The sequence below is a fragment of the Methylobacterium sp. 4-46 genome (genome assembly GCF_000019365.1).
In the GTDB taxonomy this organism is placed as follows: Bacteria; Pseudomonadota; Alphaproteobacteria; order Rhizobiales; family Beijerinckiaceae; genus Methylobacterium.
On record NC_010511.1, the window covers coordinates 989726 to 1013126 of the forward strand.

Below are 23401 nucleotides of genomic sequence, written 5' to 3' on the forward strand. Positions count from 1 at the left end.
CGAAGCCCGCCGGGCCATCCTGCGGCCACAATCGGCATCATACCGCACTGCCTCTCGTTGCCTCAGTTGGTATGTTGCATACCAGGAATTTTAGTGCATTCTCCGCGCCGCGGGCGCCGAGCCCGACCAACAAGGGGAATCAGGGATGGAACGTCAGGACGCCTCGTCCGCGAAGTGGTGGCAGCTCGCGTTCGGCATCGTGTGCATGGCGATGATCGCCAACCTCCAGTACGGATGGACCCTCTTCGTCGACCCGATCGATGCCAAGTTCCACTGGGGGCGCACGGCCATCCAGTTCGCCTTCACGATCTTCGTGGCGACCGAGACGTGGCTGGTGCCGGTCGAGGCGTGGTTCGTGGACCGCTACGGCCCGCAGGTCGTGGTCTTCTTCGGGGGCGTGATGATCGCGCTGGCCTGGGTCCTCGACGCCTACGCGGAATCGCTCCCGCTCCTCTACGCCGGGGCGGTGATCGGCGGCATCGGCGCCGGCGCGGTCTACGGCACCTGCGTGGGCAACGCCCTGAAGTGGTTCCCGGACCGCCGCGGCCTCGCCGCGGGCGCGACCGCCGCCGGGTTCGGGGCGGGCGCCGCCCTCACCGTGGTGCCGATCGCCAAGATGATCGCGACGAGCGGCTACCAGCAGGCCTTCCTGACCTTCGGGCTGATCCAGGGCGCCGTGGTGGTCGTGCTCTCCTTCCTGCTGCGCAAGCCCGGCGTCGCCGTCCCGGTCAAGCGCAAGAGCCTGCGCCTGCCGCAATCGCAGGTCGACCGCACCCCGGGCGAGGCGGTGCGCACGCCGGTCTTCTGGGTGATGTACGCGATGTTCGTCATGGTGGCCTCGGGCGGCCTGATGACGGCGGCCCAGATCGCCCCGATCGCCCACGACTTCAAGGTCGCGGACGTGCCGGTGAGCATGCTCGGCCTGCAGATGGTGGCGCTCACCTTCGCGATCTCGCTCGACCGCATCTTCGACGGCTTCGGGCGGCCCTTCTTCGGCTGGGTCTCGGACAATATCGGCCGCGAGAACACCATGTTCATGGCATTCGCGACCGCCGCCGCCGCCGTGATCGTGCTGCTTCTCTTCGGCCGGAACCCGATCGTCTTCGTCTTCGCGACGGCGGTCTATTTCGGGGTGTTCGGCGAGATCTACTCGCTGTTCCCGGCCACCTGCGGCGACACGTTCGGCTCGAAGTACGCCACGAGCAATGCGGGCCTGCTCTACACCGCCAAGGGCTCGGCGGCCTTCCTGGTGCCCTTCGCCAGCATGGTCTCGGCGGCCTATGGCTGGTCGGCGGTGTTCGCGCTGATCATCGGGCTCAACGTCACCGCGGCGGCGCTCGCCCTGTTCGTCCTCAAGCCCCTGCGGATGCGCTACCTCTCGAGCGCGGCGAGCACCGCGACCGCCGAGGCCCGGGCCGTCCAGATGGCCTGATCGCGCCGGGTCCGCCTCGCGCCGAAGCGGGCGGCGACGGGTTCCCCCGTCGCCGCCCGCTTTCGTTCGCGCCGGGCCGACCGGGCCATGCGGACCGGCCCATGACCGGCCGGGCCATGACCGGCCGGGCCATGACCGGCCGGGCCATGCCGAGGGCACATGCCCTCCCCCGTCCGGGCGCCGGGACGGCCCCTGCCGTCCCTCGCCGTCCCCCGCTAGGGAGAGGGCTGGACAGGGAGACACGGACGATGCCGGCCGAGGTGCGGGACGCCCCCTTCACGCGCGAGACGCTCGACATCGGCGATCCGTCGGGCGGGCGCGTCGCGGCCCTCGCCTTCGGCCCCCCGGGCCGGCCGCCCGACGCCCTGCTGCTGCACGCCAACGGCTTCACGGCCCGCACCTACCGCAGCCTGCTCGCGCCGCTGGCCGGGGAGATGCGCCTCCTCGCCTACGACCAGCGCGGCCACGGCGCCACGACGCTGCCGGCCGAGCCGCGCGGCCGCCGCGGCTGGGACGACCTCGCGGCAGATCTCGTGGCCGTGCTCGACCGGCTCGGCGGAAAGCCGCTCACGCTGGTCGGCCACTCGATGGGCGGCGCCGCCGCCCTGCTGGCGACCGCGCGCCGGCCGGACCGGGTGCGCAACCTCGTGCTCCTCGATCCGGTGATCCTGCGGCGGCGCGACGCGCTCGTCGCCCGCCTGCCGGTGCTGCGCCGGCTGATCCGGCGCCACTCGCCGCTCGCCGACATGGCGCTGCGCCGGCGCCCGGTCTTCCCGTCGCGGGCGGCGGCGCAGGCCGCCTATCGCGGGCGGGGCGCCTTCCGCACCTGGCCGGACGCGGCGCTCGCCGATTACGTGGCGGATGGGTTCCGCGACCGGCCGGACGGCACGGTGGAGCTCGCCTGCGCGCCCGCCTGGGAGGCCTCGAACTTCCTCGCCCTCGGCCACGACATCTGGGGCGCCCTCGCCCGCCTCGCCCGGCCGGCCCTGATCCTGCGCGCCGCCCAGGACAGCACCTGCGCCCTCGACCGGGACCGCCCACCCGGCCTCACGGTCGAGACCTTGCCCGGCACGACGCATTTCCTGCCCTTCGAGGCGCCCGAGCGGGTGCGCGCGGCGATCCGGGCGGCGGTCGGCTGAAGGCGGGAAGGGCGCGGCGCGGGAGGCTGGTCGCGCGGCCCGGTTCGGGATAGGTCTGCCTCGCGCCGAACCACCCGGATTTCACCCTCGAGGCTGGTATGGACCGGTTCCCCATGAACGCCTCCGATCTCCCCGCCTCCCTGATCCTCGTCGGCGCCGGCAAGATGGGCGGGGCGATGCTGGAGGGCTGGCTCGCGGGCGGGCTCGACGGGTCGCGCATCGCGGTCGTGGATCCCGGCGCCTCCGCCGACCTCGCGGATCTCTGCGCCCGGCGCGGCATCGCCCTCAACCCGCAGGGGTTGACGCCCCCCGAGGCGCTCGTGCTCGCCATCAAGCCGCAGGGGCTGGAGGCGGCCGCCCCCGCGGTCGCGCCCCTGGCCGGTCCCGACACGCTCGTGCTCTCGGTGCTGGCGGGCAAGACGGTGGCGAACCTCAAGGCCCGCCTGCCCGCGGCGCGGGCCGTGGTGCGGGCGATGCCCAACCTGCCGGCGAGCATCGGCAAGGGGGCCACCGGCGCGGCGGCGAGCCCCGAGACCAGCGCCCGGCAGCGCCGCATGGCCGACGCGCTCCTCTCCGGGATCGGCCTCGTCGAGTGGCTCGCCGACGAGAGCCTGATCGACGCCGTCACGGCGGTCTCGGGCTCCGGCCCGGCCTACGTCTTCCTGCTCGCCGAGGCGCTGGCCGAGGCCGGGGCGGCCGCGGGCCTGCCGCCGGAGGTCGCCGCCCGCCTCGCCCGCCAGACCGTCGCGGGGGCGGGCGCGCTCCTCGCCGAGAGCCCCCTCGATCCCGGCACCCTGCGCCGGAACGTGACCTCGCCGGGCGGCACCACGGCGGCGGCGCTCGCCGTGCTGATGGGGGCGGGCGGGCTGCCGGACCGCCTGCGCGAGGCGGTGGCGGCGGCCAGGACCCGCTCGGCGGACCTGTCGGGCTGACCCGCTACGACAGCCCGCCGCAGCGCCCCACCCTGCCGCCGCGCGCGGAACCCCCTACATGGAGGGGGAACCCGCATCGGAGCATCGCATGGCCCGCAAGCCCCTTTCCGACGACGCGCCGGCGGCCGCGCCCGCCAATCCGCGGGAGGCGATCGTCGAGGCGCTGATGCGGCTCGCCGCCGAGCAGCCCTGGAGCGACATCGAGATCACCGACATCGCCCGCGAGGCGGGGGTGAGCCTCGCGCAGTTCCGCGACCTCTTCCCCTCCAAGGGCGCGGTGCTCGGCGGCTTCTCGCGCATGATCGACAAGCAGGTGCTGGAGGGCACGGGCGACGACCTCGCCGAGGAGCCCGCCCGCGAGCGGCTCTTCGACGTGCTGATGCGCCGCCTCGACGCGATGACGCCCTACAAGCCGGCCCTGCGCCGCATCGCCTTCGCGCTGCGCGGCGACCCGCTCTCGCTCGCCGCCCTCAACGGCGTCGCCCTGAACTCGCAGCGCTTCATGCTGGCCGCGGCCGGGATCGACACCGAGGGGCCGCTCGGCCGCCTCAAGCTCCAGGGCGTGGTGATCGCCTTCGCCCGCACCCTGGAGACTTGGCTCGAGGACGACGACCCGTCGCTCGCCCGCACCATGGCCCGCCTCGACCGCGAGATCCGCAACGGCGAGCGGCTGATGGAGCGGGCCGAGGACCTGCGCCGCCTCACGGCCCCGTTCCGGGCGCTCGGCCGCTCGCTGGTCGAGCGCGGCCGCGGCCGCACCCGCCGGCCGCCCCGCGACGAGGCCGACGACGACCGGCTGGATACCGACCCGGTCGCGATCTGAGCCCGGCGCGGCCTCCGGTGACGGATCCGACACCGCGCGTTGTATAGGGGTGTCATAACAACCGGAGGAAACGCCATGGTCATGCTGGACCGCCGCACGCTGATCGGCGCCGCGGGCGTCGCGCTCGCGGGCTCCGCCGCGCGGGCCGCGCCCGAGCCGGCCGCGCCGCAACCGGCCGCGCCCCGCGACGTCACCCGCGCGCTGGCCCGCTACGTGACCACGGCGCGCTACGAGGACCTGCCCGAACCGGTCCGGCGCGAGGGCACCCGCACCTTCCTGAACTGGGTGGGCGTCGCCATCGGCGGCTCGCACCACGAGACGCTCGACGTCGCGGTCGCGGCCCTGCAGCCCTTCTCCGGCCCGCCCCAGGCCGGGCTGTTCGGGCGCGCGGAGCGCTTCGACATCATGAACGCCGCCTTCCTGAACGGCGTGTCGAGCCACATCTTCGATTACGACGACACGCACCTGAAGACCGTGATCCATCCGGCCGGCCCGGTCGCCTCGGCGATCCTGGCCCTGGCCGAGATGCGCCCGGTCCCGGGCCGGGACTTCCTCAACGCGCTGGTGCTCGGCATCGAGACCGAGTGCCGGATCGGCAACGCGGTCTATCCCAACCACTACGACGTCGGCTGGCACATCACCGGCACCGCGGGCGTGTTCGGGGCCGCGGCCGCCGCGGGCCGGCTGATGGGGCTCAGCGAGCAGCAGATGGTCTGGGCGCTCGGCCTCGCCGCCTCGCAGCCGGTGGGCCTGCGCGAATCCTTCGGCTCGATGAACAAGAGCTTCAATCCGGGCCGCGCCGCCGCCAACGGGCTCTTCGCGGCCATCCTGGCGTCGAAGAACTACACGAGTTCGGACGCGATGATCGAGGCCAAGCGCGGCTGGGCCAACACGATCTCGACCAAGCAGGATTACCGGGAGATCACCGAGGGGCTGGGGAGCCGCTACGAGGCACTGCTCAACACCTACAAGCCCTTCGCCTGCGGCATCGTCATGCATCCGGCCATCGACGCCGCGGTGCAGCTGCGCAACGAGAACCGCCTGACCCCCGGCCAGATCGCCCGCGTCGACCTCAAGGTCCACCCGCTGGTGCTTGAACTGACCGGCAAGACCGCGCCGCGCTCCGGGCTCGAGGGCAAGTTCAGCATCTCCCACGCGGTCGCGGTGGCGCTGGCCGAGGGGGCGGGCGGCGAGAAGCAGTTCAGCGACCGGGCGGTGCGCGACCCCGAGATCGCTTCCCTGCGGGCCAAGGTCGTCCCGACCGTGACGCCCGGAATCAGGCCCGAGCAGGTCGACATGACGGTGACGCTCACGGACGGCCGCACCCTGACCCGGCACATCGAGCACGCGATCGGCAGCGTCGAGAATCCGATGAGCGACGCGGATCTGGAGCGGAAATTCAACGACCTCGCGGAGGGCATCCTGCCGGAGGCGCAGGTCCGGCGGGTGATGGCCCTGGCCTGGGACGTGGCCAACCTGAAGGACGCGGGCGACGTGGCCCGGGCGGGGGTCCAGGCCTGAGGCGGGCACGGCGGGGGCGCTCCTGCGCCCGCCGCAGGGCTGCCCTGCGCGGCCCCCGCCGGGCCCTTGTCGTGGCACGCCAGTGGGTTAGCTCAGCCGCGAAGCGGGCGGCCGACGCGGCCCGCCGATCGGATCCGTCATGCCAGCACTCCCGACGACCCGCCGCCCCCTCGTGATCGCGGCGGTGATGGCCTCCATGTTCATGGTCGCCATCGAGGCCACCATCGTGTCGACCGCGATGCCCCAGATCGTCGGGGACCTCGGCGGGCTCGCCCTCTATTCCTGGGTGTTCTCCTCCTTCCTGCTCACCCAGACCGCCGCGACGGTGGTGTTCGGCAAGCTCTCGGACGTCTACGGCCGCAAGCCCGTGATGCTCGCGGGCATCGCCGTCTTCCTCGTCGGCTCGCTGCTCTGCGGCTTCGCCCGCTCGATGCCGGCGATGATCGCCTTCCGGCTGCTCCAGGGCGTCGGGGCGGGGGCGATCCAGCCGATCGCGCTCACCATCGTGGGCGACCTCTACAGCGCCCAGGAGCGCGGGCGCATCCAGGGCTTCCTGGCGAGCGTCTGGGCGACCTCCGCGGTGCTCGGGCCGCTCGCGGGCGGCTTCATCATCGAGCACGCCTCCTGGGCCTGGATCTTCTGGCTCAACATCCCGGTCGGGCTCCTGGCGGCGACGGGCTTCGCGACCTTCCTGCACGAGGGCGTGACCCGGGCCGAGCGCCGGATCGACGCGGCGGGCGCCGCCCTGTTCACGGTGGCGATCGGCGCCCTGATGGTGGCGCTCACCGAGGCCGGCACCTCCGACAGCTGGGGCGCCATGACGGCGGCCTGCGTCGCGCTCGTCGGCGCGACCCTGTTCGTGCTGCAGGAGCGGCTGGCGCCCGAGCCGGTGATCGCCTTCTCGGTCTGGAGCCGCCGGCCGATCGCCGCCTCGAACGGCTGCTCGCTCCTCGCCGGCATGGCGCTGATCGGCCTCACCACCTTCCTGCCGATGTACGTGCAGGGCGTGCTCGGCCAGACGCCCCTGGTGGCGGGCCTCGCCCTGACCGTGATGGTGCTCGGCTGGCCGATCGGCGCCACGCTCGCGGCCCGCACCCTGACCCGGTTCGGCCTGCGGCCGATCCTCCTCACCGGGAGCCTGCTGCTGCCGCTCGGGGCGAGCGTGCTCCTGACCCTCGGCCCCGGCTCCGCCCCGGGCACGGCCGGCCTCGCTTCGCTGGTGATGGGCTTCGGGATGGGGCTCCTCAGCACCGCCGCCCTGGTGCTGATCCAGGAGATCGTGCCCTGGTCGCAGCGCGGCAGCGCCACGGCCTCGAACGTCTTCTCGCGCAACCTCGGCAGCACGCTCGGGGCGACGCTGTTCGGGGCGGTGCTCAATCACGGCCTCGCCCGGGCCGGAACCGGGGTGCATGCCGACCAGCTCCAGCACCTGCTCGCCAGCGGCGGCGGGGCGGGCCTGACCGAGATCCGCGCGACGCTGCAACAGGCGCTGCACCTCACCTTCTGGGCGATGTTCGGCATCGCCGCGGCGGCGGTGCTGCTCGCGCTCCTGGTGCCGCACGTGCCCCTCGGCCGGGCGCGCGAGACCCCGGCCGAGTAGCCGGTCAGGCGGCCTTCGGGGAGGCCTCGGGCGCCGCGAGGGCCGCCTCGCGGGCGAAGACCGCCTCGCGGGCGAAGACCGCCTCGCGGGCGAAGACCGCCTCGCGGGCGAAGACCGCCTCGCGGGCGAAGACCGCCTCGAAGGCGCCGAAGGCGTCGAGGGCGCCGCGGATCACGGCGGCGCGCTCGCCCGGATGGCGGGCCCCGAAGGCGTCGAGGGCGGCCCGCAGCTCGGCCCAGAGCCGGCCCGTCGCCCTTCCGTGGCCGGCGAAGAACCGGGTGGCGTTGCCGAGGTCGAGGTCCGGGCGCCGCCGCAGCTCGGCCAGGATGAGCCGCCCGCCGAGCGCGGAGCCTTCGAGCACGTAGAGCCGCCCGAGGGCCTCCGCCAGGGACGCGCTCGGGGCGACCGGCGCGGCCGGGACCGGGGCGGCGGCCGCCAAGTCGGCGAGCAAGTCGGCGAGATCCCGTTCGAGCAGCGGGACGCGGGCGCGGGCGGCGGGGTCGAGCGCGAGCGCCTCCCAGCCCTCCTGCCGGGCGAGGTCGCGCTCGATCGGGCCCCAGACCGTGTGCATGGTGGCGAGGCAGGCCGCGTAGCCGCCCCGGTCCCGGATCGTCCCCGGCAGCCCGCTGAGCGCCTCCACCCGCGCGTGGGCCGCCTGCGTCTGCGCGCGCAGGACCAGCGACAGGGCTGCGTCGGGGTGGGGATCGGTCACGGGCGGCTCCAAGGGTGACGGGCTGGCGACGGGGGCACAGGATCAGGATCGCGGCAAGGCCCGATCCGTTCCCGGGGACGAAGCGCTCTCCGCCCCCGGGGCCATTCGGCCCCTTGTCCCGCGCGGGCGAAGGAGGCAAGTGCTGCGCATGAGCGAGGCATCCGCGTCCCCGACCCGCCGCCGCGACTGGCCCGGCCTCTTCCTGCGCGCCGTGCTGTCGCTGTTCCTCGGCCTGCCGATCGGCGGCGTGCTCTACGCCCTCGGGCTGGCGGCGCAGGCGTGGTACCTGCAGGATCCGATCCTGCAGCATCCCTGGCTGCTCCTCTTCCGCAGCCTCGGCGTCGCGGTGGGCTACGTGTTCATGGGCGGCTTCGCCTGGGCGCCCGAGACCGGCTACGAGAGCCTGCACGTCTGGTACGCGGCGGGCGTCCTCCTCGCCTTCGTGCTCCTGAGCCGGCCCTGGCGGCGCGAGCGCCCGCGGACGGAACCCTGGCCGCGGATGTCGTGATCCGGCGGATGGCGCGCGCCCGGTCCCATCGTGCGCGCTCGCGCCGCGGACGGGAACGGCTCCCATCAGGCTCGGTTGACCGGGCGATCCTCGGGCGCGGCCTGCCGCGCGGCGCGGCGCGGCCTGCCGCGCGGCGCGGGCGCTCCTGCCGATCCGGCCGGAAACCTCGGGCAAATCCTCCTCGGCCGCCTCGCCGGCCGCGACCCTGCCGCCGCCCGCCCTCAGGCGCGAGGGAACGCCTCGCGAAGCTCGCTCAGCCCCTCCCGGATCGACTTCATGCCGAGCTTGGTCCCGACCGTGGCCAGGTAGTGCTGGGCCGGATAGCTCGACAGCCATCCGGCATAGCCGAGATCGATGACCTCCGGCAGGTCGTGGCGCAGCAGGGCACCGGCCACGGCCGAGAGCCGCGCCTGGAGCCGGTCGCCGATCCGATCGAGATCCACCGCATCCGGATCCGGGAGATCGGGCGCCGGGATCTCGATGGGCGTGAGCATCCGCGGGGTCAGGGGGATGATCGGGAAGGCCGGCTCCGTCCCCAGCCCGTCCACCGTCGAGGCGACGACGGCGTTGCGGGCCTGCGCGTCGGCACCGGGCGCGATGCTGCCCCGGCTGTCCGGCGGCTCCTTGACGTACCAAGCCTGCGCCGCCGCGCCGCGCCGCGCCCTGAACTCCTCGAACAGCGGGTTGCTCTCGGCGAGCATGAAGCTCCAGCGCAGAAAGGCCTGGGCGTTGCGCCGTCCGAGCAGGTAATCGTGCCGTCGGAAGGATTCGTGCAGGAAGCCGCCGAACCCGCCCAGGATGCCGCAGGCGATCGGATGTTTCGGGGTCGGATCCCCCGCGACCGGGCGGCTCGGGACCACGGCGAAGCGCGAGAACACGCGATCGTTCTGGGCGAGCGCGAGCTCCTCCGGCTTGAAGCGGGCTTGATCGATCAGGGTGCGGAGGAAGGCCGGTATGACGCTGAGGAGGCGCAGATCCCCCGGCGCGGGCCCGTCCGGCAGGGCGGCGTGGTTCGGAAAGGGATCGACCAGGATCATCGCCCGGGTCGCCCTGCTGGCATCGCGCCGGTTCGACGCGAGGCCCCCGGCGAGGTAGCGCCGCGCGATCTCGAAGGGCTCGTTGTCGATCACGCCGCCGTCCACGGCGACGAAGCCGAAGGGAACCGGAGGCGTGGCGACGTGCGGCGGGACCGTGCAGGTCTGGCCGGTCCCGTCCTGGTAGGTGACGCTCGGCACCGCGGTGTAGTCGGAGAAATCGCGCTGCAGCTGCCGGGCCTGCAGGCCGATCGGGAAGGCGCCGGTCGCCAGGGCGGCCTGCTTCAGCGCGAACCAGCGGTCCGACGCGTCGGGCGGGATCCGCAGGGGCAGGTCGTCGGTGTCGAGCCCGACGAAGCCCGGCACCGGCCGGGGTCTGCTGCCGACCATGAACCGCATGGCGTCGCCATGGTTCAGCATGCCGTAGAACTCGCTCTTGTCCTGGCCGAACAGCTGGAAGGCGTAGGGCACGCCCCGCAGGTTCGAGGCCGTCATGATCAGCGCGACATCCTGCGAGTCGCCGCGACCGAGCCAGGTCCGGCGGCGGGTGCGGCGCTGGGCCGTAAGGGTGTCGTCGACGATCCGTTCGAGGATGGCGCAGTTGAGCACCGAGAGCACGCCGCGGTTGAGCCCGCCCGGGTCGAGCAGCGGCGCGACGTCGATCTCCCGCACCCAGCTCGCGTAGAGGCGGTTCGCCTCCGGTCCCGGCGGTTCCCCGGGACCGACATGGGAGAGGTCCGTGAACCAGCACAGGCTGGTGATCGCGGCCGTCATGCCGCCCGCCGAGGCGCCCGCGATCACCGGGACGCGCACCCGGTGCGTCGGTCCGCTCCAGCCTTCCATCTCGCGGACCGCCTCGTAGGCATCGATCGCCTCGGTGATGAAATCCATCACGCCGGCCGAATAGGCTCCCGCCGAGATCGCACCCGCCATGACGAAGCCGATCTCGAAATCCATGCCCATCGCGATCCTCCCCGATCACGGACAGATCGAGAGGATGCAGCATGTTCTCGTCACATGGCAATCTCTATCTGGTGTAGGCGTCTTATCTTTCCTGTACCGGATATTTTATCGTTCATTTGAAGATGAATACCTGGTCTGAGATGGCGGATGACAGAATGTCAGAAAGGACCAGGGATGTGCCGAGACAGGGATAATCAACTCTATAGCGCAATCATCGGCGATCATCTCAAACGGAAGTTGTGTGACGGGAACGCCTCGGCCCCCGGGGGGCACGGGAGACCGCGACAGCCTGGTCGGGCGTCCCGCGCTCAGGCCGCCGCCGCCTCCTCCCATTCCGGCCCCCAGACCTGGACCACGTGGCCGGGGGAGACCTCCCGGTAGGCCCGCTCCGGGGGGACGAAGTCCACGGCGCGGATCGGGCTGCGGATCTCGTCGGCGGAGAGGCCGTGGCGGGCGCGCCGGCGGGAGGGATCCGGCACCGGCACGGCGGCGAGGAGGCGCTTGGTGTAGGGGTGCTGCGGCGCATCGAAGATCGCCGCGCGCGGACCGATCTCCACGATCTCGCCCAGATACATCACGGCCACGCGGTGGCTGACGCGCTCCACCACCGCCATGTCGTGGGAGATGAACAGGTAGGCGAGGCGCAGGGATTCCTGCAGGTCGAGGAGCAGGTTCACCACCTGCGCCTTCACCGAGACGTCGAGGGCCGAGACGGATTCGTCCGCCACGATCAGGCGCGGCTCCAGGGCGAGCGCCCGGGCGATGCAGATGCGCTGGCGCTGGCCGCCGGAGAATTCGTGCGGGAAGCGGCCCGCCATCTCGGGCTTGAGCCCGACGCGCCCGAGCAGGTCCGCCGCGCGGGCCTCGGCCTCGCGCCGCGAGGCGAGGCGGTTGATCAGGAGCGGCTCGGCGATCGCCGCCCCGACGCTCATGCGCGGATCGAGGCTGGCGAAGGGGTCCTGGAAGATCATCTGCATGCGCCGCCGCCGCTGCCGCAGGGCCTCGGGCGAGAGCGCCAGGATGTCCTCGCCGTCGAGGAGCACGGAGCCGGCGAGCGGCTCGATCAGACGCAGGACCGAGCGGCCGGTGGTGGATTTGCCGCAGCCCGATTCGCCGACGAGCGCCAGCGTCTCCCCGGCCCGCAGGTCGAAGGACACGGTCTCGACCGCGTGCACGCGGCCCCGCACGCGCCCGAGCAGGCCGCCGCGGATGTCGAAGCGGGTGGTGAGCCCCTTCACCTCCAGCACCGGCCGCTCCGCCGCGGCGGGCCCCGCCGCGGCGGCCTCCTCGGGCGCCGGCACGGTCTCGCCGGTGGTGCGGTCCACGACGGGGAAGCGGGCCGGCCGCGCCCGGCCCCGCATGGCGCCGAGGGCCGGCACCGCGGCGAGGAGCGCCCGGCTGTAGGGGTGGGTCGGGCGGTGGAAGATGTCCTCCGTCGGCCCGCTCTCCACCGCCCGGCCGTCGAGCATCACCACGGTGCGGTCGGCGATCTCCGCCACCACGCCCATGTCGTGGGTGATGAACAGGACCGACATCCCCTCCTCGTCCTGCAGGGCCTTGATGAGGTCGAGGATCTGGGCCTGGATGGTGACGTCGAGGGCGGTGGTCGGCTCGTCCGCGATCAGGAGCTTCGGCCGGCAGGCGAGCGCCATGGCGATCATCACCCGCTGGCGCATGCCGCCCGAGAAGCGGTGGGGGTGGTCGTGCACCCGCGAGGCCGCCGCCGGGATGCGGACCTTGTCGAAGAGCCGCACGGTCTCGGCCTCGGCCTCGGCCCGGGAGAGGCCGCGATGGGCCATCAGCGCCTCGGCGATCTGGAAGCCGACCGTGAGCACCGGGTTCAGGCTCGTCATCGGCTCCTGGAAGATCATCGCCACGTCGCCGCCGCGGACCTTGCGCATCTCGGATTCCGGCAGGGTGAGGAGGTCGCGGCCCTGGAGGACCACCTCGCCGGTGATGCGGCTCGCGTCGCGGGGGGTGAGGCGCATGGTCGAGAGCGCGGTCACGCTCTTGCCGGAGCCCGACTCGCCGACCAGCGCAACGGTCTCCCGCGGGCCGATCTCGAAGGAGACCCCGTGCACCACCGGGCGCCAGCGCCCGTCCACCCGGAAGGCGGTGGCGAGGTTCCGGACGGAGAGGATCGGCGTCATGGGGGCTCCGGGTGGGGAGGGGGTGCGTCGTCAGGGGCGAGGGCCCGGCGCGCGGCCTCGGGCTCCCGCTCGATGATGCGCAAAGCCTGCATGGCGGCGTCGGGACGGCGGCGGCCCTGCTCGTCGGCCTCCATCGTCCGGGCGGAGGTCACGTCACAGCACCCGCCGCGGGTCGAGCGCGTCCCTGAGGCCGTCGCCGATGAAGTTGATCGACAGGACGGTCAGGAAGATCGCCGCGCCCGGGAACAGCGCCCAGTGCGGGGCGACGTCGAGGTGGTCCTTGGCGTCGAACAGGAGGCGGCCCCAGGTCGGGATGTCGGGCGGGAAGCCGAGGCCCAGGAAGGAGAGGGTCGATTCGGCGATGATCGCCGCCGAGACCTCGATCGTGGCCGCCACGATCACGGGTCCGAGCGCGTTCGGCAGGATGTGGCGCGTCACCTGGTGCAGCGGCCCCGCCCCCTGCGCGCGCGCCGCCTCCACGAATTCCTTCTCGCGCAGGGACAGGAACTGCGCCCGCACCAGCCGCGCCACCGGCATCCAGCGCAAGCCCCCGATCACCGCGACCACCATCACGAAGATGCCGCCCTCGATCCCGAAGACCTGCTTGAGCTGGTCGCGGAACAGATAGATCACGAGCAGCAGCAGCGGCAGCTGCGGCAGGGACAGGAACAGGTCGGTCACCCACATCAGGACGGGATCGAGCAGGCGGCGGGACATGCCGGCGATCGATCCCACCACCACGCCGACGAGGGTCGCCACCAGCATCGCCGCGAAGCCGACCGCGAGCGAGATCCGCCCGCCGTAGATCATGCGGGCGAGCAGGTCCTGGCCGAGATCGTCCGTGCCGAAGGGGTGCTGGGCGGAGGGGCCCTGCAGCATGGCCGAGAAGTCGATGTCGTCGATGGCGACCGGCCAGAGCAGCCCGCCGAACACGACCCCCAGCACCAGCACCGCCAGGATCACGCTCGACGCCACCGCCAGCCGGTGGCGGCGGAAGCGCCGCCACGTGTCCCGGCCGGAGGCGGCGGGCGCGGGCGCCGCCTCAGCCGAAGGAGATGCGAGGGTCGAGCCAGCCATACAGGAGGTCCGCGACGAGGTTGAACAGGACGACGAGGCAGGCGAACACGAAGGTCACGGCCATCACGACCGGCGTGTCGTTGGCGAGCATCGCGTTGATGAGGAGCGAGCCGATCCCCGGCACCCGGAAGATCTGCTCGGTGACGATGGCGCCGCCGAACACCGCCGGGATCTGGAGCGCCACGAGCGTCACCACCGGGATGAGCGCGTTGCGGGCGATGTGGCGCAGCGTCACCACCGGCTCGCTCAGGCCCTTGGCGCGGGCCGTCGTGACGTAGTCGAGCCGCGCCACGTCGAGGACCGAGGCCCGGACGTAGCGGGTGTAGGAGGCGGCCTGGAACAGCCCCAGCACCGCGATCGGCATGATCGCCTGCCGGAGATGCTCCCAGTACCATTGCCAGCCCGTCGCCGCGATGTCGGCGTTGTAGACGAAGGGCAGCCAGTCGAGCTTGAGGCTGAACAGCAGGATGAACAGCAGGCCGGTGAAGAAGGTCGGCAGCGAGAAGCCCACGAAGGCGAGCGTGTTCGCCACCTGGTCGAGGAGCGAGTAGGGCCGCAGGGCCGCCAGGATCCCGACCGGGAGCGCGATCAGCAGCGCCAGCACCTGCGAGGAGCCGACCACGAACAAGGTGGTCGGCAGGCGCTGCAGGATCAGGTCGTCGACGTTGACCCGGCTCGCGAAGGAGAAGCCCCAATCGCCCTGCAGCATGGCGAGGAACCAGTGCAGGTAGCGCACCAGGATCGGGTCATCGAGGCCGAATTTGGCCCGGAGCGCCGCCCGCACCTCGGGCGGCACGTTGGGGTTGGTGGCGAGCTCCCCGAAAGGATCGCCGGGCGCGAGCGCCAGCACGGTGAACAGGATCAGGCTGATCCCGACCAGGCTCGGGATCGCGATCAGCAGGCGGCGGAGGAGGTAGGCGCCCATGCGCGGCGCGTCAGCTCGGGGAGAACCGGCTCACGCCTCCTTGTACCAGTCGAACAGGAAGGCGAGCGAATTGTCCCAGCCGCTCGACGGCGCCTGGAGCTTGGCCCCGACCGCCGAGACCTGGGCCCGGTGGAGGAGCGGCATGACGTATTCGGAGGCCACGATGTCGTTCATCTTGATGAAGAGGGCCGCGCGCTTGACCGCGTCGAGTTCGCCCTGCGCCGCGCGGTAGCAGGCATCGGCCTCGTCGTTGCGCATCCGGCAGATGTTGCGGCCCTGCCACTTGTTCTCCTTGGTGGCCGCCTCCCAGGACACGTATTGCAGCATGAACACGCCCGGATCGGCCTGCGCCATGTTCCAGGTGTACATCTCCATGTCGGCGTAGAAGTGCGGGTAGGTGTCCGGGTTGGCGACGTCCGAGGAGAAGAACACGGAGCCGGGAATCGATTTCAGTTCCATGTCGATGCCGGCCTTTTGGGCAGCCTGCTTGACGATGGCCTGGGTCTTCTGGCGGGGGGCGTTGATGGAGGTCTGGTAGACGAATTTGAGTTTCTTTCCGTCCTTGGCGCGGATGCCGTCGCCGCCCTTCTTCCAGCCGGCCTCCTCCAGGATCTGCGCGGCCTTGTCGGTGTCGAAGGCGAAGCTGGTGTTCTTCGAGCGGAAGCGCTCGGGGCCGTTGAGCACGTTGGCGGTCGCCCGGCCGGTGCGACCGTAGATGAATTGCTGCACGGCCGCCCGGTTGACGATCAGGTTCATGGCCTTGCGCACCGCCGGGTCCGAGAAGGCCGGGTGCTTGGTCTTGAGCGAGGCGCGCTCGCCGTCGACCTCGGTCCAGGGATCGGTGGCGTTGAGCAGGATGAATTCGAGGTTGCCGCCGTAGACGATCTCGACGCGGCCCCTGCCCTCGGCCTCGAGGCGCTTGAGGATCTCGTCCTCGACCTGCATGTTCCAGGCGTAGTCGTACTCGCCGGTCTGCAGCACGGCGCGGGCCGCCGAGACCGCGTCGCCGCCGCCCTTCATCTCGATCGTGTCGAAGGAGGGCCGGTTCGGCATATGGTAGTCGGGGTTGCGCACGCCGCGCACGATGTCGCCGGGGCGGAACTCCGCGAACTTGTAGGGGCCGGTGCCGACCGGCGCGAGGTTGGCGGGCGCGTCGCGCGACTTGTCGCCGATATAGGCCTCGAAATGGTGCTTGGGGATGATCATCCCGGCCGAGGACACGAAGGCGTCGGCCCAGAACGGCGTCGGCTTGTCGAACAGAACCTTGACGGTGAGGTCGTCGACCTTCTCGACCTTGATGTCCTTGTAGCTGCCGGAGGTCACCGCCGCGGTGGCGGGGTTGGCGGCGTATTGCCAGGTGAAGACGACGTCGTCGGCCGAGAAGGGCTTGCCGTCGTGCCACGTCACGCCGGGCTTGAGCTTCCAGGTCACCGAGCGGCCATCCTCGGCGACGCCGCCGTTCTGGCGGCTCGGGATCGCGGCGGCGAGCACCGGGAACAGGTTGCCCTCGGCGTCCCAGGCGGCGAGGGGCTCGTAGAAGATGCGCGAGCCCTCCTGGTCCTTGGTGCCGACCGCGAAATGCGGGTTGATCAGGGTCGCGGCCTGCCAGAACAGCAGCTTGAGCGCCCCCCCGCCCCCGGCCTTGGCGGGCTTGTAGGCGGATGTCCCCTCGGCGGTCTGGGCGACGCCCTCCTGCGCCAGCATCATGCCGGCCATGGGGGCGGTGAGGCCGAGCGCGATCATCCGCTGCACGAAGTGCCGCCGGGAGAGCCGTCCGTCCTTCACCGCGCCGATCAGCGTCCGCAGGTCACGTTCGTTCATCAGCCTCGCCCCTTCCGTGCAGTGCCGGCAGCATGCACCAGACGCCCGCATCCGCAAGCGGCCCGCGGCCGCGGGCCACCGCTTTACAAGTCTCGCGCCACTTTGCCCGGTTGGGTATCCGCCGGGCGCCGGGGAGCCGTGCAGCGGGAGCGGTTCGCCGGCCGCTCCCGGGCCGGCATACCGGGCGGATGCGCGCAGCGACCGGGAGGCATCCATGGACAACCGCAACGCCGTGTGGCGGCAGGTCGACCTCCACAAGGACCGGTTGATCGCCCTGAGCGACGCGGTCTGGGCCACGCCGGAGGTCTGCTACACGGAGGCGCGCTCGGCCGAGGCCCACGCCGCGGAGCTGCGCCACCAGGGCTTCCGGGTCGTGCAGGGCGTGGCCGAGATTCCGACCGCGCTCGTCGGCGAGGCCGGCGCGGGCGGGCCGGTGATCGCCTTCCTGGGCGAGTACGACGCGCTGCCGGCCCTGAGCCAGGAGGCGGGGGTGGCGGAGCCGCGGCCGCTGGTGCCGGGCGGGCCGGGCCACGGCTGCGGGCACAACCTGCTCGGCTCGGCGGCGCTGCTGGCCGCGACCGCCCTCAAGGACTGGCTCGCCGAGACCGGCCGGCCGGGCCGCGTGCGCTACTACGGCTGCCCGGCCGAGGAGGGCGGGGCCGCCAAGGCCTTCATGGTGCGGGCCGGCGCCTTCGCGGACGCGGATGCGGCGATCACCTGGCACCCGGCGAGCTTCTGGGAGGTGGCGCCCCCGCTGGCGCTGGCCAACACCCGGGCCGACTTCGTCTTCACCGGCCGGGCGAGCCACGCGGCGGCCGCGCCGCATCTCGGCCGCAGCGCCCTCGACGCGGTCGAGCTGATGAATGTCGGCGTCAACTACATGCGCGAGCACATGCCGAGCGACGCGCGGGTCCACTACGCGCTCCTCGATGCGGGCGGCATCGCCCCCAACGTGGTCCAGGCCCACGCGCGGGTGCGCTACTCGATCCGGGCCCGGGACCTCGCCGGCATGCGCGAGCTGGTGGCGCGGGTGCGCAGGATCGCCGAGGGCGCGGCCCTGATGACCGAGACCGCCGTCGAGATGCGCATCGTCAGCGCGGTCTCGGACCTCGTCGGCAACGCGCCGCTGGAGGAGACCCTGCACGCGGTGATGGAGGAGCTGGGCCCCCCGCCCTTCGACGAGGAGGACCGGGCCTTCGCCCGCGCGATCCGGGCGACGCTCGCGCCCGGCGACATTGCCGCGGTCTGGCGGGCGATCGGGATGCCGCCCACCGAGGCGCCGCTCGCCGACTTCCTCGTGCCCCTCGACGCCAAGCGCAACCCGGCGATCGGCTCGACGGACGTGGGCGACGTGAGCTGGGTGGTGCCCACCGTGCAGGCCCACGCCCCGACGGTCGCGATCGGCACGCCCTTCCACACCTGGCAGGTGGTCGCGCAGGGCAAGAGCCCGGCAGCCCACAAGGCCATGGTGCAGGTGGCCAAGGCCATGGCGGCGGCCGGCGCGGCCCTGATCGCCGACCCGGCCCTGCGGGAGGCCGCCTGGGCGGAACTGCGGGCGCGCACGCGGGACGGCTACGTCTCGCCGCTGCCGCCCGAGGTCGCCCCGCCCCTCGACATGTCGCGGGGCTGAGCGTCGCTCGCCGAAGCGGTCGCCGCTCCGGCGGCAGGAATGATGCGGGAACGAGAATCCGGGCGGACGCGCCCGACGCTATCCTGGCTGGGGCCGCGGGTCGCGGCCGGCGCCTAGGGGTTGCCGCGCAGGCCGCTCGCGAGTTCGCGGTTGATCCGGATCAGCGCGGTCAGCTTCTCGGCGTGGGGCTCGATCATCGCGTCGAAGGTGCGCGTGAACACGAAGGCGCCGAGCTGCGCCATGGACTGCTTCAGGTCGGCGGGGAGCGGCGCGTCGGGCTCGGTCGCGGCCGTGGAGAGGAGCGTCCAGACCTTCTGGTTGAAGGTGAGCGCCTCGTTCAATCCCGCCTGCTGGTCGGTCCAGTTGTCCTGGATCGCCTGGAGCCGTGCCGCCGCCTTGATGAGCACGGCCGCCTCGGCCTCCCGCGGCGTCAGGGCCGCCTGCGCAACCTTGGCGTAAGCGTTCGCTCCGTAACTCATCGGATGCAACTCCTCCGACCCTGCACAAGGGCGGTCGGCGGAGGCTCGCACCAGAGCGTTAAGCTTGGGTTGTGAGTGTCGCGGCGAGGAGGGGGCGCGGGGCGATTCGGCGCCCTGCCCTGAAACCGCTACGATGTCGGCTCATCCGTCGCCCGCTATGCTGAATTTCGTCCTCGGCGCCGTCGCGGGCGCCCTCATGGCCACCGTGGCGACGATCGCGGCCGTCCGGAACCCGGACGTCCAGGTCCGGATGGGGCTGGTGCGGCCCCAGCTGCCGGCGGTCGCGCTGCGCCGGCCGGAGCCCGTCTGCCCACCCCCCGCCGCGCCGCCGAGCCTCGCGGGCGTCGCCCCGGTGGGGCAGCCCGACATGCTGTTCGCCCGCCGCCGCTTCTGGTCGGTGGCGCCGCCCTGAGCGCGGCGCGTCCCGGCCCTCGTGTCCGGCGGCCTTCGGGTCCGCTCGCGCCGCCATCGCCGGTCCGGGGCGTCCGCATCGGGGAATCCGGTCTCATGCGCTGTCCGGACGATCACGTCCGGACAGCGCATGGCAAGCCCGCGCGGCGCTTGAGCGAAGCCGACATCCGCCTCGCGACGCAATCCGTCGGATTTCGCATCAGAGCGTGCTGAGCAGGACCATCACGACCGTGGTGGCCGCCGTCGAGCCGAGGAAGCCGCAGAGCGCGGCCGCGAAGGAATGCGCGCCCGGGATGGCGGCATCGACGCGGGGGGCGGACTCGGTGCGGGCGGACTCGGTGAGCATGACGGTCTCCAGTGGCAAGCGGACTTCGTTGAGAGAGGGGATGCCCTCGCGCGGACGTGGCCGTCCGTGCGGGGACGCACCCGGGGGAGCGCTCAGTCGCAGCGGAAGGCCCGCTTCTCCAGGCGCACGCTGCGCAGCGCCCCGCGCAGGTCGATCGACGCGAGGCCCGCACCGCACGCCTCGAAGCGGTCCTGCGCGTCCTCGTAGCGGTCCTCGACGTCGCCCAGCGCGTCGCAGACCCGGTCGCGGTCGCCGATCCGGGCCTCCTGGCGGGCCTGGAAGCGCAGGGCATCGGCCTCCTGGAGCTTGCGGTGGGCCGGCGCGCAGGTGGCCGGCTGCGCGAGGGCGGAGCCGGCCGCGACGAGAAGCGCGGCCGTGAGCGGGAACAGGGCAGGGCGAAGCGGTCGGGTCATCGCTGAACTCGGTCGGGATGGTCGGCACCCCCTGCGGCGATAAGCCTCAGATCAGGAGGCTTGTCGCATGGCGCGGAGAGGCATCCCAGAAACGGCGACGCCCGGCCAGGGTTCCGGATTTTCCCGACCCCGAATTGTCCCGGCCCCGATGCGGGTCAGGCCGGCGCGGCGGCGCGGCGGCGCGAGGCCAGGATGGTGGCGAGCGTCACGGGCCGGTACGGGAAGGCGTCGACCCCGACGTCGAATTGCCGGGTCATCGGCTTCAGCCGGCCGTGGGAATGGCCGTGCAGGTCGATCACCCCGCGCCCCATGCGGTTCCAGGTGCGGAAGGCGTAGTGGCACAGAACCAGGCGGTGGCCGCCCTCGTCGATCTCGGCGTAGTGGGCGACCGAGGCCCAGCCCGGCGCGCCGAGCGTCGCCGGGCCGTCGTTGTTGCCGACGATCAGGTGCTTCTCGCCGTGGAGTCCCGCCAGGAGAGCGGCGACCCGCTCCGGCGGGGGCCCGAGGGCGAAGTCGCCGAGGTGCCAGACCGTGTCGCCCGGCCCGACCGTCGCGTTCCAGTTCGCGACCAGGGCCGCGTCGTGCTCGGGGATGCCGGCGAAGGGGCGCCGGTCGATGCGCAGCACCCGCGGGTCGCCGAAATGCGTGTCGCTCGTGAAGTAGACGGTCATGCGATCCGGGGACGGGCTCAGCGCGCCTGCATGCGCAGCGCCCCGTCGAGGCGGATGACCTCGCCGTTGAGCATCGGGTTGTCGATGATCGCGAGCACGAGGCGGGCATATTCCTCCGGCCGGCCGAGCCGCGGCGGGAAGGGCACCGCGGCGCCGAGGGAATCCTGCACCTCCTGCGGCAGGCCCTTCATCATCGGCGTCTCGAACAGGCCCGGCGCGATGGCGCAGACCCGGATACCGGCGGGGGCGAATTCGCGGGCGGCCGGGAGGGTCAGCCCGACGACGCCCGCCTTCGAGGAGGCGTAGGCCGCCTGCCCGACCTGGCCCTCGAAGGCCGCCACCGAGGCGGTCGAGACGATGACGGCGCGCTCGCCCCCCTCCAGCGGGTCGAGGGGCAGGGCGCCGGCCGCCACGAGCCGCATCAGGTTGAACGTGCCGATCAGGTTGATCTCGACGACGCGGGCGAAGGCGCGCAGGTCGAGGGGGCCGGCGCGCCCGACGATCCGCCCGGCGGTGGCGACGCCCGCGCAATTGACCAGGATGCGGGCCGGGCCGTGCGCCGCGGCGGCGCGGGACACCGCCTCCTCGGCGCTCCCCGCATCCGAGACGTCGCAGGCGAGGGCGAGCCCGCCGGTCTCCTCCGCGACCGCCCGCGCGGCCTCCTCGTTGAGGTCGAGGAGCGCGACCCGGGCGCCCGCCGCCGCGAGGGCGCGGCCCGTCGCCGCGCCGAGGCCCGACCCGCCCCCCGTGACCACGGCCGCGATGCCCTGAACCTTCATGCGCGCCTCCCGTCGTTGCGCATTCCGGCTTAGCAGAGGGCGGGGCCGCCCGTGAACCGCCGCGCTGCTGCCCCGTTGAGGGGAGCGATCCGGGAATCCCGAAGGGTGCTGCGCCTCATCACCTACAACGTCCGCCGCTGCCTCGGCACCGACGGGACCCTCTCCCCCGCGCGCATCGCCGCGGTCCTCGCCTCCTGCCGGCCCGACGTGGTGGCGCTGCAGGAGCTCGACGTCGGCCGCCCGCGCTCCGGGCGGATCGATCAGGCCCACGCCATCGCGGAGCATCTCGGCATGCGGGCGCATTTCCACGCGGCCCTGCGGGTGATGGAGGAGGCGTACGGCAACGCCATCCTCACCGCCCTGCCCTCCCGCCTCGTGCGGGCCGAGGCGCTGCCGGGCCTCGCCGGGCGCCCGCACCTCGAGCCGCGCGGCGCGCTCTGGGCGGCGATCGAGGCCGGCGGCACGGAGGTCCAGGTCATCGCCACCCATCTGGGCCTGCGCCGCCGCGAGCGCGCCCGGCAGGCGGAGGCCCTGCTCGGGCCCCGCTTCCTGGCCGATCCGGGCTGCCGCCCGCCCCTCGTGCTGGTGGGGGACCTCAACGCCGTGCCGGCCTCCGCCGCCTACCGGCGCCTCGCCCGGCATCTCCGGGACGCGCAGCGCGCCGCCGGCGTGCCGCGCCGCCAGCGCACCTTCCCGTCCGGGTTCCCGCTGCTGCGGCTCGATCACGTCTTCGTCAGCGAGGGGATCCGGGTGCGGCACGTCGAGGTGGTGCGCGGGCCGTTGGCGCGGGTCGCCTCGGACCACCTGCCGCTCCTCGTCGACCTCGACCTCGCCCCGGCGGCGGGCGCGCCGCGCCCCGACCGGGCGGAGGTGGCGTGATGGCGCGGCACGGGGCGGGGAGCGGGCGCCGCCGCCGCTGGACCCTGATCACCACCGCGCTCAGCGTCGCGCTCGGGGCCTACCTCCTCGTCCGCACCCTCTCGGGCTACGGCCTCGCGGAGCTGTACGCGGCGGTGCGGGCGATCCCGGCGGCCCGGCTCCTGGGGGCGGGCGCCTTCGCGGCGGGCAGCTACCTCTGCCTCACGGCAGGGGACTGGCTGGCCCTGCGGGCGATCGGGCGCCCCCTCCCCTACCGGTACGTCGGCGTGGCGGCCTTCGTGGCGCTCGGCGTCGGCCACAGCATCGGCCTGTCCGGCCTGAGCAGCGGGGCGATCCGCTACCGCTTCTACGCGCGCCGCGGCCTGACGCTGGCCGAGAGCGCCAAGCTGGTCCTGTTCTGCGGCCTCACGGTCGCGCTCGGGCTGATGGCGCTCGGCGCGCTGGCGCTGCTGCGGCCGCGGCTCGCGCAGGAGATCACGGGTCTGGGGCGGGGCGGCATCGTGGCGGTGGCGCTCGCCTGCCTCGCCGGGGTCGGGCTCTACCTCGCGGCCGCGGCCTTCCGGCTCGGGCCCCTGACCATCCGCCGCTGGTCGATCGAGGTGCCGCCCTGGCGCATCGCCCTCGCCCAGGTGGCGGTGGGGTCGGTGAACTTCGCCCTGGTCTCGGCCTGCCTGCATCAGGTGCTCGCGGCGGTCTCGGACGTGGCCTATCCGGGCGTCGCCTCGGTCTTCGTGATCGCGAACGCGGCGGTGCTCGTCACCAACGTGCCGGGCGGCGTCGGGGTGATCGAGAGCGTGGTGGTGCATCTCCTGCCCGGGACCGACGTGATCGGGCCGCTCATCGCCTTCCGCGTCGTGTACTTCCTGGTGCCGCTGGCGCTCGGGCTCCTGGTCTTCGCGGGGGCGGAGGTGGTGTTCCGGCGAAGGGGACGCGCCGGCCCGGCGCCCGGGCGGGACGCGATCGGCCCGGCGGCCTCGCCCGCCCGGTGAGGGCGCGCGCAGAGGGCGCGCGGAGAGCGGGTCAGATCACCTCGGCGACCGCCAGGGCGAGCACGAGCAGGGCCAGCGCCGCCACTTCCGACCAGTGCACGAGGGTGTCTGGTGCGATCCTGTTCATGAAGCGGAGCCTACGCCTGCTGTCCTGACAAGTATAGGGA

General features: G+C 73.1%; 23 protein-coding genes. 11 read left to right on the plus strand and 12 right to left on the minus strand.

Annotated elements, in window-relative coordinates:
* The first annotated feature begins 145 nt into the window (after positions 1–145).
* The 6 genes from oxlT to M446_RS04255 all read left to right on the plus strand — a co-directional run bounded on the left by oxlT (position 146) and on the right by M446_RS04255 (position 7447).
* On the plus strand, positions 146–1432 hold the full coding sequence (gene oxlT, locus M446_RS04230; RefSeq protein WP_012330846.1) for an oxalate/formate MFS antiporter: 1287 nt from the start codon (positions 146–148) through the stop codon (positions 1430–1432).
* 248 nt (positions 1433–1680) lie between these two features.
* On the plus strand, positions 1681–2571 hold the full coding sequence (locus M446_RS04235; RefSeq protein ID WP_012330847.1) for an alpha/beta fold hydrolase: 891 nt from the start codon (positions 1681–1683) through the stop codon (positions 2569–2571).
* A gap of 98 nt (positions 2572–2669) precedes the next feature.
* Positions 2670–3503, plus strand: a complete 834-nt coding sequence (gene proC, locus M446_RS04240; RefSeq protein ID WP_012330848.1) for a pyrroline-5-carboxylate reductase — start codon at positions 2670–2672, stop codon at positions 3501–3503.
* 88 nt (positions 3504–3591) lie between these two features.
* Entirely contained in the window at positions 3592–4326 is a 735-nt protein-coding gene (locus tag M446_RS04245; RefSeq protein WP_012330849.1) for a TetR family transcriptional regulator, read from the plus strand.
* Between the two features lie 75 nt (positions 4327–4401).
* Entirely contained in the window at positions 4402–5847 is a 1446-nt protein-coding gene (locus M446_RS04250) for an MmgE/PrpD family protein (protein WP_012330850.1), read from the plus strand.
* 139 nt (positions 5848–5986) lie between these two features.
* Positions 5987–7447 carry an MDR family MFS transporter gene (locus M446_RS04255; RefSeq protein WP_012330851.1) on the plus strand — a complete coding sequence of 487 codons (1461 nt, stop codon included), beginning with the start codon at positions 5987–5989 and terminating at the stop codon, positions 7445–7447.
* A 4-nt stretch (positions 7448–7451) separates the two neighbouring features.
* Here the strand turns inward: M446_RS04255 and M446_RS04260 are convergent, their stop codons facing one another.
* Positions 7452–8159: a biliverdin-producing heme oxygenase gene (locus M446_RS04260; RefSeq protein ID WP_012330852.1), complete on the minus strand. Its 708-nt coding sequence runs from the start codon at positions 8157–8159 to the stop codon at positions 7452–7454.
* Between the two features lie 148 nt (positions 8160–8307).
* Between M446_RS04260 and M446_RS04265 the strand changes: the two genes are divergently transcribed.
* On the plus strand, positions 8308–8667 hold the full coding sequence (locus M446_RS04265) for a hypothetical protein (protein WP_012330853.1): 360 nt from the start codon (positions 8308–8310) through the stop codon (positions 8665–8667).
* Positions 8668–8888: 221 nt separating this feature from the next.
* Here the strand turns inward: M446_RS04265 and M446_RS04270 are convergent, their stop codons facing one another.
* The 6 genes from M446_RS04270 to M446_RS04290 all read right to left on the minus strand — a co-directional run bounded on the left by M446_RS04270 (position 8889) and on the right by M446_RS04290 (position 16637).
* Positions 8889–10664, minus strand: coding sequence for a patatin-like phospholipase family protein (locus M446_RS04270; RefSeq protein WP_043700816.1), 1776 nt, complete (start codon positions 10662–10664; stop codon positions 8889–8891).
* 308 nt (positions 10665–10972) lie between these two features.
* On the minus strand, positions 10973–12814 hold the full coding sequence (locus M446_RS04275) for an ABC transporter ATP-binding protein (protein ID WP_012330855.1): 1842 nt from the start codon (positions 12812–12814) through the stop codon (positions 10973–10975).
* Positions 12811–12966: a hypothetical protein gene (locus M446_RS37955; RefSeq protein WP_157182253.1), complete on the minus strand. Its 156-nt coding sequence runs from the start codon at positions 12964–12966 to the stop codon at positions 12811–12813. The genes M446_RS04275 and M446_RS37955 overlap by 4 nt, the downstream gene beginning before the upstream one ends.
* A 1-nt stretch (position 12967) precedes the next feature.
* On the minus strand, positions 12968–13891 hold the full coding sequence (locus tag M446_RS04280) for an ABC transporter permease (RefSeq protein WP_012330857.1): 924 nt from the start codon (positions 13889–13891) through the stop codon (positions 12968–12970).
* On the minus strand, positions 13857–14816 hold the full coding sequence (locus tag M446_RS04285) for an ABC transporter permease (RefSeq protein ID WP_012330858.1): 960 nt from the start codon (positions 14814–14816) through the stop codon (positions 13857–13859). Before M446_RS04285 ends, M446_RS04280 begins: the two co-directional genes overlap by 35 nt.
* A gap of 30 nt (positions 14817–14846) precedes the next feature.
* Positions 14847–16637: a peptide ABC transporter substrate-binding protein gene (locus M446_RS04290; protein ID WP_012330859.1), complete on the minus strand. Its 1791-nt coding sequence runs from the start codon at positions 16635–16637 to the stop codon at positions 14847–14849.
* Between the two features lie 214 nt (positions 16638–16851).
* Here M446_RS04290 and M446_RS04295 point away from each other — a divergent pair, with 214 nt between their 5' ends.
* The gene (locus M446_RS04295; protein ID WP_012330860.1) at positions 16852–18267 is read left to right on the plus strand and encodes an amidohydrolase; all 1416 of its coding nucleotides are present in this window, start codon (positions 16852–16854) and stop codon (positions 18265–18267) included.
* 113 nt (positions 18268–18380) lie between these two features.
* Here the strand turns inward: M446_RS04295 and flaF are convergent, their stop codons facing one another.
* The gene (gene flaF / locus M446_RS04300) at positions 18381–18746 is read right to left on the minus strand and encodes a flagellar biosynthesis regulator FlaF (protein WP_012330861.1); all 366 of its coding nucleotides are present in this window, start codon (positions 18744–18746) and stop codon (positions 18381–18383) included.
* Between the two features lie 157 nt (positions 18747–18903).
* On the opposite strand from flaF, the gene M446_RS04305 reads away from it, so the two are divergent.
* Positions 18904–19158, plus strand: coding sequence for a hypothetical protein (locus M446_RS04305; RefSeq protein WP_012330862.1), 255 nt, complete (start codon positions 18904–18906; stop codon positions 19156–19158).
* 198 nt (positions 19159–19356) lie between these two features.
* On the opposite strand, the gene M446_RS37960 is transcribed toward M446_RS04305, so the two are convergent.
* From M446_RS37960 to M446_RS04320, 4 genes are all read right to left on the minus strand, one after another.
* Positions 19357–19503, minus strand: a complete 147-nt coding sequence (locus M446_RS37960) for a hypothetical protein (RefSeq protein ID WP_012330863.1) — start codon at positions 19501–19503, stop codon at positions 19357–19359.
* 92 nt (positions 19504–19595) lie between these two features.
* Entirely contained in the window at positions 19596–19916 is a 321-nt protein-coding gene (locus M446_RS04310) for a hypothetical protein (protein WP_012330864.1), read from the minus strand.
* A 155-nt stretch (positions 19917–20071) separates the two neighbouring features.
* On the minus strand, positions 20072–20587 hold the full coding sequence (locus M446_RS04315) for a metallophosphoesterase (protein ID WP_012330865.1): 516 nt from the start codon (positions 20585–20587) through the stop codon (positions 20072–20074).
* A 17-nt stretch (positions 20588–20604) separates the two neighbouring features.
* The gene (locus tag M446_RS04320) at positions 20605–21366 is read right to left on the minus strand and encodes an SDR family NAD(P)-dependent oxidoreductase (protein ID WP_012330866.1); all 762 of its coding nucleotides are present in this window, start codon (positions 21364–21366) and stop codon (positions 20605–20607) included.
* A gap of 105 nt (positions 21367–21471) precedes the next feature.
* Here M446_RS04320 and M446_RS04325 point away from each other — a divergent pair, with 105 nt between their 5' ends.
* Complete coding sequence (locus M446_RS04325) at positions 21472–22245, plus strand: endonuclease/exonuclease/phosphatase family protein (protein WP_012330867.1); 774 nt, start codon at positions 21472–21474, stop codon at positions 22243–22245.
* Positions 22245–23234 carry a lysylphosphatidylglycerol synthase transmembrane domain-containing protein gene (locus M446_RS04330; protein WP_012330868.1) on the plus strand — a complete coding sequence of 330 codons (990 nt, stop codon included), beginning with the start codon at positions 22245–22247 and terminating at the stop codon, positions 23232–23234. The genes M446_RS04325 and M446_RS04330 overlap by 1 nt, the downstream gene beginning before the upstream one ends.
* Positions 23235–23401 lie beyond the last annotated feature (167 nt).

What these genes read in the sequence shown, in the direction of transcription:
- oxlT (WP_012330846.1), top strand. Translation starts at nt 146, where the DNA reads ATGGAACGTCAGGACGCCTCGTCCGCGAAGTGGTGGCAGCTCGCGTTC.
- M446_RS04235 (WP_012330847.1), top strand. Translation starts at nt 1,681, where the DNA reads ATGCCGGCCGAGGTGCGGGACGCCCCCTTCACGCGCGAGACGCTCGAC.
- proC (WP_012330848.1), top strand. Translation starts at nt 2,670, where the DNA reads ATGGACCGGTTCCCCATGAACGCCTCCGATCTCCCCGCCTCCCTGATC.
- M446_RS04245 (WP_012330849.1), top strand. Translation starts at nt 3,592, where the DNA reads ATGGCCCGCAAGCCCCTTTCCGACGACGCGCCGGCGGCCGCGCCCGCC.
- M446_RS04250 (WP_012330850.1), top strand. Translation starts at nt 4,402, where the DNA reads ATGGTCATGCTGGACCGCCGCACGCTGATCGGCGCCGCGGGCGTCGCG.
- M446_RS04255 (WP_012330851.1), top strand. Translation starts at nt 5,987, where the DNA reads ATGCCAGCACTCCCGACGACCCGCCGCCCCCTCGTGATCGCGGCGGTG.
- M446_RS04265 (WP_012330853.1), top strand. Translation starts at nt 8,308, where the DNA reads ATGAGCGAGGCATCCGCGTCCCCGACCCGCCGCCGCGACTGGCCCGGC.
- M446_RS04270 (WP_043700816.1), bottom strand. Translation starts at nt 10,664, where the DNA reads ATGGGCATGGATTTCGAGATCGGCTTCGTCATGGCGGGTGCGATCTCG.
- M446_RS04275 (WP_012330855.1), bottom strand. Translation starts at nt 12,814, where the DNA reads ATGACGCCGATCCTCTCCGTCCGGAACCTCGCCACCGCCTTCCGGGTG.
- M446_RS04280 (WP_012330857.1), bottom strand. Translation starts at nt 13,891, where the DNA reads ATGGCTGGCTCGACCCTCGCATCTCCTTCGGCTGAGGCGGCGCCCGCG.
- M446_RS04285 (WP_012330858.1), bottom strand. Translation starts at nt 14,816, where the DNA reads ATGGGCGCCTACCTCCTCCGCCGCCTGCTGATCGCGATCCCGAGCCTG.
- M446_RS04290 (WP_012330859.1), bottom strand. Translation starts at nt 16,637, where the DNA reads ATGAACGAACGTGACCTGCGGACGCTGATCGGCGCGGTGAAGGACGGA.
- M446_RS04295 (WP_012330860.1), top strand. Translation starts at nt 16,852, where the DNA reads ATGGACAACCGCAACGCCGTGTGGCGGCAGGTCGACCTCCACAAGGAC.
- flaF (WP_012330861.1), bottom strand. Translation starts at nt 18,746, where the DNA reads ATGAGTTACGGAGCGAACGCTTACGCCAAGGTTGCGCAGGCGGCCCTG.
- M446_RS04305 (WP_012330862.1), top strand. Translation starts at nt 18,904, where the DNA reads ATGCTGAATTTCGTCCTCGGCGCCGTCGCGGGCGCCCTCATGGCCACC.
- M446_RS37960 (WP_012330863.1), bottom strand. Translation starts at nt 19,503, where the DNA reads ATGCTCACCGAGTCCGCCCGCACCGAGTCCGCCCCCCGCGTCGATGCC.
- M446_RS04310 (WP_012330864.1), bottom strand. Translation starts at nt 19,916, where the DNA reads ATGACCCGACCGCTTCGCCCTGCCCTGTTCCCGCTCACGGCCGCGCTT.
- M446_RS04315 (WP_012330865.1), bottom strand. Translation starts at nt 20,587, where the DNA reads ATGACCGTCTACTTCACGAGCGACACGCATTTCGGCGACCCGCGGGTG.
- M446_RS04320 (WP_012330866.1), bottom strand. Translation starts at nt 21,366, where the DNA reads ATGAAGGTTCAGGGCATCGCGGCCGTGGTCACGGGGGGCGGGTCGGGC.
- M446_RS04330 (WP_012330868.1), top strand. Translation starts at nt 22,245, where the DNA reads ATGGCGCGGCACGGGGCGGGGAGCGGGCGCCGCCGCCGCTGGACCCTG.